Below are 14585 nucleotides of genomic sequence, written 5' to 3'. Positions count from 1 at the left end.
CGGCACCCGAGAGGTGTACGCAAACCCGTGGATGACCGTTCGCGAGGACGAGGTCCGGCGCGCTGACGGTTCGAACGGCATCTACGGCGTGGTCGACAAGCCCGACTTCGCCCTGGTCATCCCGCTCGACGGCGAACGCGTCCGGCTCGTCGAGCAGTTCCGGTACCCGATCGGCCTGCGCCGCTGGGAGTTCCCCCAGGGCACCGCGCCGGACCGCGCCGACGTGGACCCGCTGGAGCTCGCCGCGCGCGAGTTGCGCGAGGAGACCGGGTTGCGCGCCGGGCGGATGACGTCCCTGGGGTTGCTCGACGTCGCGCCGGGCATGTCGTCGCAGCGAGGGCACGTGTACCTCGCCACGGAACTCACCGAGGGCTTCCACGAACGGGAGCACGAGGAGCAGGACATGCGCTCGGCGTGGTTCCCGCGCGCGTCGTTCGAGGCGATGATCGCGAAGGGCGAGATCACCGACGCCCAGTCGATCGCCGCCTACACGCTTCTCCTGCTGCACGAGCACTCGCAGCCCTAGTTCTGGCAGCCCTGAAAAGCCGTCCGGTAGCTCTGCGGTGAGGTGCCGGCGATCCGCTTGAACCTGTCGCGGAACGCCGTCGCCGACCCGAACCCGACCCTGCTCGCGATCAGCTCCACCGGTTCCTTGGTGGTCTCGAGCAGGTGCTGCGCCTGCCGGACGCGTGCCCGGTGCAGCCACTGCAACGGCGTCGTGCCGGTCTGCTCCCGAAACCGCCGGTTCAACGTCCGCGTGCTCATGCCGGCCTGCCGCGCGAGATCTTCCAACGTCAACTCCCGCGCCGCGTTGGCCTCCATCCACCGCAGCAACGGTTCGAGCTCGACCCCTTGCGGCGCAACGGGCGGCGTGACGATGAACTGAGCCTGCCCGCCTTCCCTCTCCAGGGGCATCACGGCCAGTCGCGCCGCATCGGCCGCCACCGCGGACCCGTGATCGCGCCGAATCATGTGCAGACAAAGGTCAAGCCCAGCCGCCGCCCCCGCAGATGTGAGGAACTGCCCGTTGTCGACGTAGAGCACGTCCGGGTCGACCTCCAGCGCGGGAAACCGTGCGGCCAACTCCTCCGCGCCCAGCCAGTGCGTGGTCACCCGCAGCCCGTCGAGCAGCCCGGTCGCCGCGAACACGAACGCCCCGGTGCAGATCGACGCGATCCGCGCGCCTCTCTCCGCCGCCTGCCGCAGCGCCTCGATCAACGCTTTCGGCACCACCATCGCGGGGTCGTGCCCGGGCAGCACAATCGTGTCCACTTCGGACAGCAACTCCAAGCCGTGCGGCACCTTGATCTCGAAGCAGCCCGCGTCGACCGTCCTCTTCGGACCGCAGACGCGCACCCGGTACCGCCCGACCCAGTTGAACGCGTCGACCGGCGTCGCGAAGTCGAACGGGACGACGCTGTCCATCGCTACCACTGCCACCTCGTGCACGTCCACCACCGTAGCTGGCGAGAATCCGTTGGAACATGGCATTCCAGCCAGTTCTCGACGGGTTCTCGCCCTTCTACGGTTTTGATCACCGAGACGAGGAGTGCGCTGTGAGAGCTCAAGTGGTGTTGTTCGACGGGTTCGACCCGCTGGACGCGATCGGCCCGTACGAGACGTTGACGGCGGGCGGCGTCCAGACCGAACTCGTGTCGGCGGAGGGACCGCGCGACGTGCCGGCGGGCCTCGGCCTTCTGACTCTCAAGGCAACCGCCCGGCTGGACCCCCAGGCCGATCTGATCGTCGTGCCCGGCGCGGCGGCTCTTCGGGAGGACGAGACGTTCGCCCTGCTCAGCGCCGGTGCCGCAACGCTCGCGCCGACGTTGAAGGACACCACGGCGATCATCGCCACCGTCTGCGGAGGCTCGTTGCTGCTCGGCATCGCGGGCCTGATCAAGGGCCGCAACGCCACCACGAACCACCTCGGCCTGCACGCCCTGGAGTCCATGGGCGTCAACGCCATCCGCGCCCGCGTCGTCGACGACGGCGACCTCGTGACCGCCGCCGGCGTCAGCTCGGGCCTGGACCTCGGCCTCTACCTGCTCGACCGCGAAGTCGGTGCCCAGCAGGCACTCCAGGTCGAGGAACTCTTCGCCCACGAACGCCGCGGCACCGCCTGGAGGGCCGCGTGAGCAAGTTCTTCCTCTCCCTGCACGTCCTCGCGGCCATCATCGCCATCGGCCCGGTCACCGTCGCCGCCAGCATGTTCCCGAAGGCCGTGACCACCCCCGGCAACCCCGAACTGCTGCACCGCATCTGCCGCGTCTACGCCCTGATCGGCATCTCCGTGCCGGTGTTCGGGTTCGCGACGGCCGGCGTGATGGGCGTGACCGGCCACCCCTGGGTGATCGTGTCGATCGCGCTCACCACCGCCGCCGCGTTCGTGCTGGCCCTCAAGATCCTGCCCGGCCAGGAGAAAGCCCTGAAGACCAAGGACGTCAAGCACCTCGCCATGTACACGGGGATCTTCAACCTGTTGTGGGCCACCGTGACCGTGCTGATGATCCTGCGACCGGGCTCGACGACCGGCGCCTAGAGCTGCTGCACCACCGGCCGCACGATGATCTCGTTGACGTCCACCGACGAGGGCTGCGCGATCGCGTAGGCGATGGCGTCACCGATCACGGAGGCAGGCAGCGCGATCTTCACCAGTTCCTCCATCGCACCCGCCGCGACGTCCTCGGTGATGGAGTTCGCGAGCTCGGATTCCATGGCACCAGGGGAGATCACGGTGACGCGCAGGTTGGACCGCTCCTGCCGCAGCCCCTCGGACAACGCGCGCACCGCGTACTTCGTCGCGCAGTAGACGGCGGCGGTGGGCATGATCGTGTGTGCGGCGACCGAGGCGACGTTCACCACGTGCCCGCCGTCGACGAACTGCGGCAGCACGGCCGCGAGGCCGTTCAGGACGCCCTTGACGTTCACGTCCACCATGCGGTCCCACTCGTCGACCTTGAGGGAACTCAGGAGGGACAACGGCATCACGCCCGCGTTGTTCACGAGGACGTCGACCCGCCCGTACCGCGCCACCGCTGCGTCCACAAAGGACTGGAACGAGCCGCGCGACGTCACGTCCAGTGGCGCGTACGCCCCACCGATCTCCGCCGCCAACGCGGCCAGCCGGTCCTCCCGCCGTGCCCCGAGGAACACCTGGTGTCCTGCCGCGGCCAGCACTCGGGCCGTCGCCTCGCCGATGCCGCTGGACGCTCCACTGATCAACACAACTTTGCTCATGGCCACCACGGTCGGCCGCCCGAGGCCCCGCCACCAGGACACCTTCTCCCTAGGTGCGCCACACCCAGGCAGCGCGAGCGCGAACCGAATAGCCTCGGTGACGTGCTAGGCGAGTTCTTGAAGGCCCATCGTGCCCGCGTCAATCCCGAGGACGCGGGGTTGCCGTCGCACACCCAGCGCAAGGTGAAGGGGTTGCGACGAGAGGAGGTCGCGGTGCTGGCAGGGGTGAGCGCGGACTACTACGCACGGCTGGAGCAGGGACGCGAGACCAACCCGTCGGCGCAGGTGCTGGACGCCCTGAGCCGTGCGCTGCGGCTCGACGCGGACGCGCGTGCCCACCTGCACCGGCTGGCCGGGGTCGCGGCCGACGAGGGGTACGCGCCGGACGTCGTCAGCCCGGAGTTGCGGCGGCTCATCAGCAGCCTGACCGACATGCCCGCGTTCGTGATGAACTCGGTCCTCGACATCCTCGCCACGAACGCGCTGGCCGACGCCCTGTACGAGCCGTTCACGCCGGCCGACAACGCGGTGCGCATGGCGTTCCTCGATCCCGCCGCGCAGAGCTTCTACCCGCGCTGGCACTGGATCGCCCAGACCACCGTGGCGCACCTGCGGCAGACCGCCGACCCGAACTCCCCGCGGCTGCGCAGGATGGTCGAGGAGCTCAACCGGAGTCCGGTGTTCAAGCAGCTCTGGGAACAGCACGAGGTGCGCGGAAAGACCCAGGACGCCAAGGAGTTCCTGCACCCGGCCGTCGGCCCGATCGCGCTGAACTACCACTCGTTCGACGTCCGCGAGGCGCCCGGCCAGTTCCTCGTGATCTACCAGGCCGAGCCGGGCCCGAACGCCGACGCCATGAAACTCCTCGCGACTAGTCAGGCCACACGGGCGAGCGCTTCTCCAGGAACGACGCCCGTCCCTCTTTGGCTGACGGGGACTGCGAAGTCTCGGTCATGACGGCCACCGCGACCTCGTAGCCGTCGCTCTCGGGCCGGTCGAGCTGCGCGTAGATCGTCCGCTTGCCGATCGCCTTCGACGCCCGGCTACCCCGCGTAGCCCGCGCCAGCAGGTCGTCCGTGGCGGCGTCCAACTCGTCCGCAGGCACCGCGCGGTTGATCAGCCCCCACTCCACCGCCGTGGCCGCGTCGATGACGTCGCCGGTCAGCACCAGCTCCATCAACCGCTTGCGCCCCACCGACCGCGCCACCGGCACCGCGGGCGTATGGCAGAACCACCCCGCTTTGCCGCCGGGCAACGAGAACCCGGCCGTGTCCGCCGCCACCGCGAGATCGCAGGACGCCACCAGCTGACACCCAGCCGCCGTCGCCAGCCCCTGCACCCGTGCGATCACCACCTGCGGCACGGCCTGAATGGTTTTCATCAAGTCCGTGCACAACTCCAACAACGACCGCACGCCGTCTTCATCACGAGCGTGCACGTCACGGAAGTCGTGCCCGGCCGAGAACACCGGCCCCTGCGCTCCCAGCACGATCCCGGCCGCGTCGGACTCCCCGGCCTCCCGGAACGCCTCCAGCAACTCGCTCAGGTGCTCGGCGGACAGCGCGTTGCGCTTAGCCGCACGATCCATCGTGATCCGGACTACGGAACCCTCACGCGCAACGTCGACCATCCTCTGACGCTAACCCAAAACCTCGTCCGCGAACGCCTGGAGCATGGGCAGGTCCACCTTCGCGAGGGCGGGCAACGCCGCTGACCAGTCCTTGGTGGCGAGCACCTCGGCCACGTACTTCCGCGCACCGGCTGTCTCCCTGCCGGTCGCGATGGCCCGCAGCCGGATGTCCCGCAGCGACTCCTCACGAGTGCTTCCTTCGGGGATGAGCCCGGCGATCCGCAGGGCCTCGTCGTGGTCCCCCTTCTCATCCAACTTCCTGGCCAGGTCCCTGAGCACCCAGTCGCGATAGAAGAGATCGGTGATGTCCGTAGCCGCCGACTCCAGTCGTGCCGAAAACTCCCGGCGCTCCGCCGGTTCGTCAGGCAAGGCCTTGAGCAGCGCGAGCAGCGCGGCAGTCTGTTCAGACGTGCCAAAACCGGCGTGCACCAGCCCCCATGCCCTGTCAAGGTCACCGATCAGCACCAACGCCTCGGTGATGTCGCCCAGCCAGTAGATGGAACGGTCGGCGTCGTTCAGCGCATCCGCCGCCTCTGTGATCAAGGCCTGAACGTCGTTCCGCAGTGGGCCCGCAGGCAACGTCCGGGCGAGGGCGCAGTACGCCTCAGCCTCCTGAGCAGCGGTTTCGATCTCGAAGAGACATCCGACGGCTTCCTCGTGCCGTCCTGCCACCGCCAGGGCCCCGGCTAGCACCGAGTACCAGCGCGGCCGTTCGAAGTGGTCCGTGCACCGGGTGGCGATCGACTCCAGCGCGGTGGCCACCCGATCTGCCGCCCCCGCCGCACCCGCGCGGAGCAGCATCTCCACGACGACGTCGAACCGCCAGACGACGGGTTCACCTTCGATCTCGGCGACTCCCCCGGCCAAGGCCCGGGCTCTGCTCGCATCGCCGGAGTCGAGTGCGCAGTTCACCAGGGAGGTGCACACCTGTATGCGCATGTCGAGGTCGTCCGTGGTGCTCGCCAGCCGGTCCGCACGATCCAGGTCCCCTGCCACGGCCAGTGCGATCGCCAGCTCGTCACGCTCGCGGATCACCTCCGCACCCTCACCTGCTCTGGCGATGTTCTCGACCTCCAGGCACAACCTCCGCGCGAAGTCGGCATCCCCCGTCGCCGCGGTCACCGCGGAGAGCTCGGCCACCCCGGCAGCGCGTTCGGTACGGGAACTCACTCCGTCCAGCACAGCGCGCGCTCGGGTGTGATCACCTCGCTCCCAGGCAGCACGGGCGATCTCGACGAGGATCTGATCCCGCCGATAGCCGGGCTCGATCACGTTCAGGTACCGGTCGGCTCTGTCGTGTTCTCCGGTGCTCGCCAGCTCCACGGCCACGTCCCCGCACGAGTCACCCCGGTGGAACGACGTGCTGAACGCCGCGGCCAAACGCAACGCGAGATCGTCGTCACCGGTCTCGGCCGCGACCTTCACGGCCTCGCCGAGATGGCGGTTCACCTCCATCCAGGTGCCGGTCCTGTTCACCACAGCGAAGACGAGTTCCTCCGCGCCCAGCCTCGTCAGGCTTTCGATCTGATCGGTGAACGTGTCGTACTGCGGTACGGCCTCCAACACCAGCTCGACGATCCTCCGTGCCCGGTCGTCGTCGCCCGACTCCAGTGCGAGGCGCAACAACGAACAGAGATCAGCTACCGCCGAAACGGGCTCGAACACCAACAGCGCGAGGTCCAGCGCGCCGACCACGAGGGCGAGGCGTGCCAGTTCCCGTCGTTGCGGCCAGTAGTCGTACTCGGATTCGCTCTCCGCCATCTCGCTCGCCGCGCTCACGACGAAGCGCCTGACCCTGGCGCCGTCCTCGGCGTCGACGGCAGAACTGGCCAAGTCGGACAGCAGGGCCAGCCGTTCGTCACCGCTGGTCCGGTCGGCGATGGCCGCCGCCCGGTCGGCCAGGTCGACGTACCGCTCAGCGTCACCGAGCGCAGCCACCCCGGACATCGCACCGAGCACGTGCCCGCAGGCCGCGAGATCGCCGATTCGACCCACCTCCTCGTCGGCGGCACGGCGCAGCGCGGTCTTCCGGTCGTGCTCCCCGAGCACTCCGGCGGTCAACGCGAGTCGCTCGAGAACGCACGCTCGTTCGCCCAGGTCGTCGATCACCAGCAGCGTTCCTTCGGCCAGCTCCACCAGCCTCGACGCTTCCGCGTGGTCAGCCGCGTCTGCGCGGGCGAGCGCCAACGTCGACCAGGCCCGAGCCATCGTGTCCGGCTGCACGAGCCGGTCAGCGAACCAAGTGGCACGGCCGAGGTCGCCGCCGGCCCCGAGCAGGTCGATCAACTCAGCGAGGACGTCGTCCGGCTCCTCGGCTGCCCGCGCGCACCGCACGGCCAGTTCGTCGTCACCCTCGTTCAGCGCCGCGACGGCGAGTTCGCGATGACCGGGTTCCTGCACGGGCCCGGCTTCTTCCCCGTCCCAGTCGTGAACTCGCTCCAGGAACAGGAGCGCACGACCGGGATCTGCCTGCACCTCCTGCGCGAGCACCCCCAACTCCTGGTCGCGCAGGTAGTCGTTGCGGATCGCCATCGCGTAGCGCAGCGCGAGTTCGTCGCCGTCCGTGCGCTGCACCGTGAGCGGAAGTCCCTCCAGCAGAATGGATTGGCGGAAATCGTCCGCGAACAGTTCCAGGCAGCCGAACGCCCGCTCGTGGTCTCCGCGCTTGACCGCCGACATGACGAGCTTCCCGGCGATTTCGTCGCGCGTGTACGAACCGCCGAGCTGGTCCAGGCTTCTCTCGACTTCCCGCACGACACGCTCCACGCGTTCTTGCTCGCCATCGATGACCAACGCCTCTACCAAGGCGCACAGCACTTCCAGGCGGTCTTGAAGGTTGGGGAGCTGTGCCGCTGCACGCTCCACGTCGTTCGCCATGCGGGCGACCCGAGCGTGCTCACCGCGCTTGGCGAGCGCCGCGACCACCCCGGTCAGTGCACGGACGCGATCCTCGTCGTCCACGATGCTGTTGACGAGCGCGAGCGCGCGGTCGTCCTCGCCCAGCGCCGCCCACACACCGGGCAGCTTGGCCGGGATGTCCGCGTTGCGCTGGCCCAGGTCTGATCGGACCGCACCGAGGCGCAGCAGCACGCCGAGATCCGGGACCGACGCCTGAGCGACCAGACCCGCCGCGGCCACGATCTCCGCCAGTGCCAGCCCGTCGGCACCGGTCCTGTCCAGCATTCGGTCGTGCCGGGACCGGTCCAAAGCCAGCGTCACCAGGCGGTCCACCTCACCCCGCGCCGCCAGCAGCCGGGGATAGCCGCGCAGTAGGTACTCCGGCGCTTCCCCGGTCCAGCCGCGAGCCTGGTGGTCGTCGGCCCAGGCGTGCACCCGTTCCAGGTACGCGGCTAGTCCTTTGCCGTAGGCCCGTTCCGCCTGTTCTCGCAGCGTGTCGTGGGTGAACAGGTACACCTGGTCGCCCTGGTCCCTGGCCGCGCGGGCACCGACGCTGCGGCCGAGAATGCCGCCGAACAGGGCGTCCAGCTCGTACCGCGGCTGGTCGGTCAGCTCCTCCAGGTCGGACTGTGTGAGACCACCGCCGGACGCGGTGATCAGGCCGAGCACGTCGCGTTGCGGACCTGGTTTGGCGAGCAGGGTCGTGAGCTCACGTTTCGCCTCGGTCTCCAGGTTCTTGGCGTAGGGCGACACGGAGAGCAGGCTCGGCCGCACCGTCCTCAAGGGATGGTCGCCGGCGACGTCGTCCGGCAGGTCCGGATGCGGGCGACTCGCCACCACGACCCTGGTGGACGGCGGCAACCTGCGGGGCAACAGGCTGGCGATGCTCGGGCGGCCCAGGCCGTCGTCGCGGCTGGTGTCCTCGTCGAGCCCGTCGACGACCAGCAGCAGCGTGCGCCCGGACTCCTCGCAGGCCGCCGCCGCGGCGTTGAGCAGACGCAACGTGTGGCCGCGCCGAGCCTTGGCCTCCAGTGCGGGTTCGGGTGCTTCCCCGACCAGCGCGGCGAGTTGCTCGATGAGCGCCTCGGTGAAGGCGTCGCTGTCGGACTGACCCGCCCACCGGCCGGTGATGAAGTACGACACCACGTCCACGCCGTCCGGCGGGTGCTGCGCGAACCACGCCAGCAAGGCCGACTTGCCCGCCCAGGGACCTGCCTGCCACCAGAGATATGGCTCGTCGCCGGCGCAGAACTTGACCAGCTCGCCGAGTTCCCAGTTCCGGTCGTGCAGTCGTTCCGGCGCGGCTTCGGCCACCAAGGCCTGGTAAGTGCTCGTGGTCAGGGCCGGTCGGTGCGGAGGGAGCACGGCCCGCAACGCCGCAGGTGCGCTCAGCGCGTCGCGCAACGTGGTGCCGTGCGCGGGGTCGACGCGGTCCAGAGCCAGATCGATGCGCGCGGCGGCGAGCCGTCCTCGTCCGTCGCCGGGGTGGTGTTTCGCGAGCACGCCGACGACCTGGCCACCCGCCCACAGCGCGGCGCCGGACATGCCCTGCCAGGGCGAGGCCTCGCCCTCCGCCGGACCGGCCGGCTCGACGACGACCTCGAGTGTGCCCTCGCGCCAGTTCGACAAAACCGCGACCGTGCCCGTGACGTGGCAGGAGTCGCGGTACTTCAGGCCGGCGTCGTCGGTGCGCATCTTCCAGCGCGGGAACCCCACCGCCGCCACGCTCAGCACGGCCGCACGGTCCTCGATGCGACCGAAGCTGACCGGTGCCAGCACGAGGGCGTCCGCAGGTTCGAACATCACGACCGCGATGTCGGACACCGGATCCGCCCACCACGACACCGCGGCGACGATCCGCTCACCGGGCAGGTCGGGTTCGAACCGCAGCCGGACCGACTCCGCGCCGTCCACGACGTGCGCAGCGGTCAGCACGGCATCCGTGCGCACGCGGTAGCCGGAACCGCGATGCCGCTCGCCGGCGCGGGTCACGATCAACTCCGCGACCCGCGACCGGTCGAGCGGCGCGCCGCTCACTTCTCGCCGTCCACCTCGGCGCCGGAGATCTCCGCCGGGCCGGACTTGCCGCGTCGGCGCGGGTCCAGCACGAGCTTGATCGTCTGAGTGGTGGCCGAACCGACGGTGGCGTCCGCGCCGAGTTCGACGACCCAGAACTTCACCTTCGCACCCGGCTTGGCCTCCTTGGTGACCGCTACGGTCAGCTCCAGTTCCACCGGACCCAGTTGGAAGCGCAGCTCCTCGTTCTCACCTGCGTGCATCGCCTCGGTCAGCTCGGATCGCAGCTGACCGATCAGCTCCGCAAGTTCCACCGCCATTTGGGCCCCTCCCCGTGTGAACACGATCTACGGGGATTTTCTACTCCAAACAAGCGGGCGTTACGAGCCGATCAGCCGAGCTCGCGCACCTCGCGGATCACCGTGACGATCTCGTCCATGATCTCGGTCAGCTCGTAGTCCTTCGGCGTGAACACCCGTGCCACACCACGTTCGCGCAGCTTGGCGGCGTCGTCCGGCGGGATGATGCCGCCGACGATCACCGGGATGTCCCCGGCACCGGCCGCGTGCAGGCCGTCGACCACCGCGGGCACGACCTCGAGGTGCGAGCCGGAGAGGATCGAGAGGCCGACGACGTGCACGTCCTCCTGCACGGCGGCCGAGACGATCTGCGACGGCGTGAGGCGGATGCCCTGGTAGACGACCTCGAAGCCGACGTCACGGGCGCGGACGGCGACCTGCTCGGCGCCGTTGGAGTGGCCGTCGAGGCCGGGCTTGCCGACCAGCATGCGCAGGCGTTCGCCGAGGTCCTCGCCGGTGGAGCGGACCCGGTCGCGCACGCGGGCGATCTCCGAGCCCGCCTCGCCGGACGCCGAAGCACCGGAAACGCCGGTGGGAGCACGGTATTCGCCGAACGTCTCGCGCAACGCCTGGGACCACTCGCCGGTCGTCACGCCCGCGCGGGCGCACGCGAGCGTCACCTCCACGAGGTTCTGGTCGGTCTTCGCGGCCGCGCGCAGAGCGTCCAAAGACGTTGCCACAGCGTCGTTGTCGCGCTGCGAACGCCATTGCTGGATGGCTTCGACGGCGTGCAGTTCGACGATCGGGTCGATGGTCTCGATGGCCTTCGCGCCCTCGGCCTGCAGCGGCGACGGCTCGGTCGTGTCGAACTTGTTGACGCCGACCACGATGTCCTCGCCGGCCTCGACCCGACGACGGCGATCTGCCAGTGAGGACACCAGGTTCGACTTCATGTAGCCGGACTCGACGGCCGCGACGGCACCGCCCATCGCCTGCACGCGGTCGATCTCCTCGCGCGCACCGGCGAGGATCTCGTTCACCTTCGCCTCGATGACGGGCGAGCCGTCGAAGAGGTCGTCGTACTCGAGAAGATCCGTCTCGTAGGCCAGCACCTGCTGCATGCGCAACGCCCACTGCTGGTCCCACGGACGCGGCAGGCCCAACGCCTCGTTCCACGCCGGGAGCTGGATCGCGCGCGCTCGGGCGTTGCGGGACAACGACACCGCGAGCATTTCCAGCACGATGCGCTGAACGTTGTTCTCCGGCTGGGCTTCCGTGAGGCCGAGCGAGTTGACCTGCACGCCGTAACGGAACCGGCGGTGCTTCGGGTTCTCGACGCCGTAGCGTTCCTTCGTGATCTCGTCCCACAGCTGGGCGAACGCGCGCATCTTGCACATCTCCTCGATGAACCGCACACCGGCGTTCACGAAGAAGGAGATGCGGGCGACGACCTCACCGAACTTCTCCTGCGGCACCTGACCGGAGTCGCGCACGGAGTCGAGGACCGCGATCGCCGTGCACATCGCGTACGCGACCTCCTGCGCCGGCGTCGCGCCGACCTCCTGGAGGTGGTAGCTGCAGATGTTGATCGGGTTCCACTTGGGGACGTTGGAGACGGTCCACGCCACCATGTCGGTGATCAGCCGCAGCGACGGTCCCGGCGGGAACACGTACGTGCCGCGGGACAGGTACTCCTTGATGATGTCGTTCTGCGTCGTGCCGGCGAGCGCCGACGGGTCCGCGCCCTGCTCCTCGGCCACGGTGACGTAGAGGGCGAGCAGCCACATGGCCGTCGCGTTGATCGTCATCGACGTGTTGGCGCCGCCGAGCGGGATCTGGTCGAAGAGCTGCCGCATGTCGCCGAGGTGGCTGATCGGCACGCCGACCTTGCCGACCTCGCCCTTGGCGAGTTCGTCGTCGGGGTCGTAGCCGGTCTGCGTGGGCAGGTCGAACGCCACGGACAGGCCGGTCTGGCCCTTCGACAGGTTCCGGCGGTAGAGCTCGTTGGAAGCCGCGGCCGAGGAGTGGCCCGCGTACGTCCGCATCACCCAGGGGCGGTCGCGCTCACGGTCAGCCGGGTACGGCACAGCAACCTCCCAAAAACAGCAACGTCGTTCTCCGCTGTGTTGAATTCCTCGAAGGGTACTGGCCGGTAACCAAGCCTGCGCGTGCGATTGCTCACTGAATCGAGACCACTGAGAGCATCATGAGGAGGTGACGGGGATTTACCAGACGGTCGTCGTGTTCGCGGTGCTCGGACTGCTGGCGTTGACGTTGAGGTACTTCGCGGGCAACGACAAGCGGCCCGTACCGGATCTGGACGGCACGGACTTCGGATTGCTGAGCGAGGTCGCGGTCGTCCCCACCGAAGAGGCCGCGAACGTCCTCGTGCAGAAGCTCAAGAGGAACGGCGTGCGTGCCACGCGTTCGAGAAACGCGCCTTACCAGGTGATGGTGTTCCCGGCGGACGTCCCGAACGCGCGGCTGGTGCTCAGGAGCTGACGCGCTCGACGTCGGCCCCGAGCTTGCGGAGGTTTTCCACGAACCCAGGGTAACCGCGCTCGATGTGGAAGATCTCGTAGACCTCGGTGGCCCCGTCCGCGCACAGACCGGCGAGCACGAGCCCCGCACCAGCACGGATGTCCGAAGCCCAGACCGGCGCACTGGACAGCTTGTCGATGCCGCGGATCACGGCGTGGTGACCGTCCGTGCGCGCGTCGGCCCCGAGCCTGATCATCTCGTCGATGAACCGGAACCGGGACTCGAACAGGTTCTCCGTGATCATCGCGGTGCCCTCGGACACCGTCGACAGCGCGATCGCGAACGGCTGGTTGTCCGTGGCGAAGCCGGGGTACGGCAGCGTCACGAAGTCGACGGCCTTGGGCCGTCCCTCCATGACCACGCGGAACCCCTCGTCCTCGCCTTCGTAGACGGTGACCTCGGCCCCCGCCATCCGCAGCTTCTCCAGCACGAGGTCCAGGTGGTGCGGGTTCACGCCGCGCACCCGCACGTCGCCGCGCGTCATAGCAGCAGCAAAACCCCAGGTGGCGCCCACGATCCGGTCACCGATGACGCGGTGCTCGGTCGGCTTGAGCTCCGTGACGCCGTGCACGGTGAGCGTCGAGGTGCCCGCGCCCTCGACGTTCGCGCCCATCTGCGTGAGCATCAGGCAGAGGTCGACGATCTCCGGCTCGCGAGCGGCGTTGTCGATGACCGTGGTCCCGTTGGCCAGCACCGCCGCCATCAGGATGTTCTCGGTGGCCCCCATGCTGGGGAAGTCCAACCAGATCTGCGTCCCGTGCAGCCCTTCGGCCTCGGCGACGATGCACCCGTGCTCGATCCACGTGGTCGCGCCGAGCTTCTCGAGCCCGCTCTGGTGCATGTCCAACGGCCGCGACCCGATGGCGTCCCCACCCGGCAGCGCCACGACGGCCCGCTTGCACCGCCCCACCAACGGCCCGAGCACGCAGATGCTCGCCCGGAGCTTCCCCATGGCCTCGGAATCGGCCCGATGGTTCAACTGTGCCGGGGTCGTGATCCTCGCCACGTCACCCTCGAGTTCGACCTCGCACCCGAGGCTGCGCAGAGCGTCAGCCATCAAGGGCACGTCGAGGATGTCCGGGCAGTTCGTGATGGTCGTCGTGCCCTCGGCCAACAGAGCAGCGGCCATCAACTTGAGCACGCTGTTCTTGGCGCCGACGACCTCGACCTCGCCGACCAACCGTGCGCCACCGTGTACCCGGAAATGCTCACTCACACGGCAATCCTACGTACGGCCATAGAGTGGCGAACATGGCGGTACACCTCACCAAGATCTACACGCGCGTGGGCGACGACGGCACCACAGGCCTGGGCGACTTCTCGCGAGTCCCGAAGACCGACCCGCGCATCGAAGCCTACGCAGACGTGGACGAAACGAACGCCTCCCTGGGCGTGGCCCTCGCCCTCGGCAACCTGGCCCCAGACGTCCACGAGGTGGTCCGCAAGGTCCAGAACGACCTCTTCGACGTGGGCGCGGACCTCTGCACCCCGATCGTCCCGGACCCGAAGTACCCGCCCCTCCGCGTAGCGCAGTCGTACATCGACCGCCTGGAGGGCTACTGCGACACGTTCAACGAACGCCTGGGCAAACTCGACTCGTTCATCCTGAACGGGGGCACCCCAGGAGCGGCCCTGCTGCACCAGGCCCGCACCATCGCCCGCCGAGCGGAGCGCCGCGCGTGGGCACAACTGGAAGCGGCCCCGGAGGAGACCAACGTCCTCACGGCCAAGTACCTGAACCGTCTCTCGGACCTGCTGTTCATCCTGGCCCGGGTGGCGAACCCGGACGGCGACGTCCTGTGGCAGCCGGGCGGCAACGCCTAGCCAGGCACGCTGCAGAACGCAAAGCTGCCAACCGAAGTCGCGAACGCAAGGCGACCACCGTCTTGGCCCGGCGTGCGCACGCAACCGCTCATGGCGATTGGGGCTTGACCTTGAGGTTCAAGGTCAAGCCCCGAGGCGAC

General features: G+C 68.9%; 13 protein-coding genes. 6 read left to right on the top strand and 7 right to left on the bottom strand.

What is annotated here, in order from left to right; translation table 11 throughout:
- Positions 1-31: 31 nt before the first annotated feature.
- The gene (locus JNUCC0626_RS40630; protein ID WP_394622206.1) at positions 32-526 is read left to right on the top strand and encodes an NUDIX domain-containing protein; all 495 of its coding nucleotides are present in this window, start codon (positions 32-34) and stop codon (positions 524-526) included.
- Here the strand turns inward: JNUCC0626_RS40630 and JNUCC0626_RS40625 are convergent.
- The gene (locus JNUCC0626_RS40625; RefSeq protein ID WP_394615963.1) at positions 523-1449 is read right to left on the bottom strand and encodes a GlxA family transcriptional regulator; all 927 of its coding nucleotides are present in this window, start codon (positions 1447-1449) and stop codon (positions 523-525) included. The genes JNUCC0626_RS40630 and JNUCC0626_RS40625 overlap by 4 nt on opposite strands.
- Positions 1450-1556: 107 nt before the next feature.
- Here JNUCC0626_RS40625 and JNUCC0626_RS40620 point away from each other — a divergent pair, with 107 nt between their 5' ends.
- The gene (locus JNUCC0626_RS40620) at positions 1557-2135 is read left to right on the top strand and encodes a DJ-1/PfpI family protein (RefSeq protein WP_394615962.1); all 579 of its coding nucleotides are present in this window, start codon (positions 1557-1559) and stop codon (positions 2133-2135) included.
- The gene (locus JNUCC0626_RS40615) at positions 2132-2539 is read left to right on the top strand and encodes a hypothetical protein (protein ID WP_382445012.1); all 408 of its coding nucleotides are present in this window, start codon (positions 2132-2134) and stop codon (positions 2537-2539) included. Before JNUCC0626_RS40620 ends, JNUCC0626_RS40615 begins: the two co-directional genes overlap by 4 nt.
- Here JNUCC0626_RS40615 and JNUCC0626_RS40610 read toward each other — a convergent pair.
- The gene (locus JNUCC0626_RS40610; protein ID WP_394615961.1) at positions 2536-3237 is read right to left on the bottom strand and encodes an SDR family oxidoreductase; all 702 of its coding nucleotides are present in this window, start codon (positions 3235-3237) and stop codon (positions 2536-2538) included. The two genes, JNUCC0626_RS40615 and JNUCC0626_RS40610, sit on opposite strands and share 4 nt — an antisense overlap.
- Before the next feature lie 102 nt (positions 3238-3339).
- Between JNUCC0626_RS40610 and JNUCC0626_RS40605 the strand changes: the two genes are divergently transcribed.
- Positions 3340-4194 carry a helix-turn-helix transcriptional regulator gene (locus JNUCC0626_RS40605; protein WP_394615960.1) on the top strand — a complete coding sequence of 285 codons (855 nt, stop codon included), beginning with the start codon at positions 3340-3342 and terminating at the stop codon, positions 4192-4194.
- Here JNUCC0626_RS40605 and JNUCC0626_RS40600 read toward each other — a convergent pair.
- The 4 genes from JNUCC0626_RS40600 to JNUCC0626_RS40585 all read right to left on the bottom strand — a co-directional run bounded on the left by JNUCC0626_RS40600 (position 4109) and on the right by JNUCC0626_RS40585 (position 12167).
- On the bottom strand, positions 4109-4867 hold the full coding sequence (locus JNUCC0626_RS40600; RefSeq protein ID WP_394615959.1) for an enoyl-CoA hydratase-related protein: 759 nt from the start codon (positions 4865-4867) through the stop codon (positions 4109-4111). The two genes, JNUCC0626_RS40605 and JNUCC0626_RS40600, sit on opposite strands and share 86 nt — an antisense overlap.
- A gap of 9 nt (positions 4868-4876) precedes the next feature.
- Positions 4877-9802, bottom strand: a complete 4926-nt coding sequence (locus tag JNUCC0626_RS40595; protein ID WP_394615958.1) for a trypsin-like peptidase domain-containing protein — start codon at positions 9800-9802, stop codon at positions 4877-4879.
- A complete protein-coding gene (locus tag JNUCC0626_RS40590; protein ID WP_394615957.1) occupies positions 9799-10101 on the bottom strand; it encodes a trypco2 family protein in 303 nt (100 codons plus the stop codon). Before JNUCC0626_RS40590 ends, JNUCC0626_RS40595 begins: the two co-directional genes overlap by 4 nt.
- 71 nt (positions 10102-10172) lie before the next feature.
- Positions 10173-12167 carry a protein meaA gene (locus JNUCC0626_RS40585; protein WP_394615956.1) on the bottom strand — a complete coding sequence of 665 codons (1995 nt, stop codon included), beginning with the start codon at positions 12165-12167 and terminating at the stop codon, positions 10173-10175.
- A 127-nt stretch (positions 12168-12294) separates the two neighbouring features.
- On the opposite strand from JNUCC0626_RS40585, the gene JNUCC0626_RS40580 reads away from it, so the two are divergent.
- The gene (locus JNUCC0626_RS40580; RefSeq protein ID WP_394615955.1) at positions 12295-12582 is read left to right on the top strand and encodes a hypothetical protein; all 288 of its coding nucleotides are present in this window, start codon (positions 12295-12297) and stop codon (positions 12580-12582) included.
- On the opposite strand, the gene murA is transcribed toward JNUCC0626_RS40580, so the two are convergent.
- On the bottom strand, positions 12572-13837 hold the full coding sequence (murA, locus tag JNUCC0626_RS40575; protein ID WP_394615954.1) for a UDP-N-acetylglucosamine 1-carboxyvinyltransferase: 1266 nt from the start codon (positions 13835-13837) through the stop codon (positions 12572-12574). The genes JNUCC0626_RS40580 and murA overlap by 11 nt on opposite strands.
- A 35-nt stretch (positions 13838-13872) precedes the next feature.
- On the opposite strand from murA, the gene JNUCC0626_RS40570 reads away from it, so the two are divergent.
- A complete protein-coding gene (locus tag JNUCC0626_RS40570; protein WP_394615953.1) occupies positions 13873-14445 on the top strand; it encodes a cob(I)yrinic acid a,c-diamide adenosyltransferase in 573 nt (190 codons plus the stop codon).
- Positions 14446-14585 lie beyond the last annotated feature (140 nt).

The organism is Lentzea sp. JNUCC 0626, from assembly GCF_043632865.1.
Taxonomy (GTDB): Bacteria; Actinomycetota; Actinomycetes; order Mycobacteriales; family Pseudonocardiaceae; genus Lentzea.
The sequence above is the reverse complement of the archived record's forward strand: the minus strand, read 5'-3'. Positions and strand labels throughout refer to the sequence as shown.

Bases quoted from the DNA above. Each gene is read 5' to 3' on its own strand.
- JNUCC0626_RS40630 (WP_394622206.1), top strand. From the start codon at position 32: ATGACCGTTCGCGAGGACGAGGTCCGGCGCGCTGACGGTTCGAACGGC.
- JNUCC0626_RS40610 (WP_394615961.1), bottom strand. From the start codon at position 3,237: ATGAGCAAAGTTGTGTTGATCAGTGGAGCGTCCAGCGGCATCGGCGAG.
- JNUCC0626_RS40600 (WP_394615959.1), bottom strand. From the start codon at position 4,867: ATGGTCGACGTTGCGCGTGAGGGTTCCGTAGTCCGGATCACGATGGAT.
- JNUCC0626_RS40590 (WP_394615957.1), bottom strand. From the start codon at position 10,101: ATGGCGGTGGAACTTGCGGAGCTGATCGGTCAGCTGCGATCCGAGCTG.
- JNUCC0626_RS40570 (WP_394615953.1), top strand. From the start codon at position 13,873: ATGGCGGTACACCTCACCAAGATCTACACGCGCGTGGGCGACGACGGC.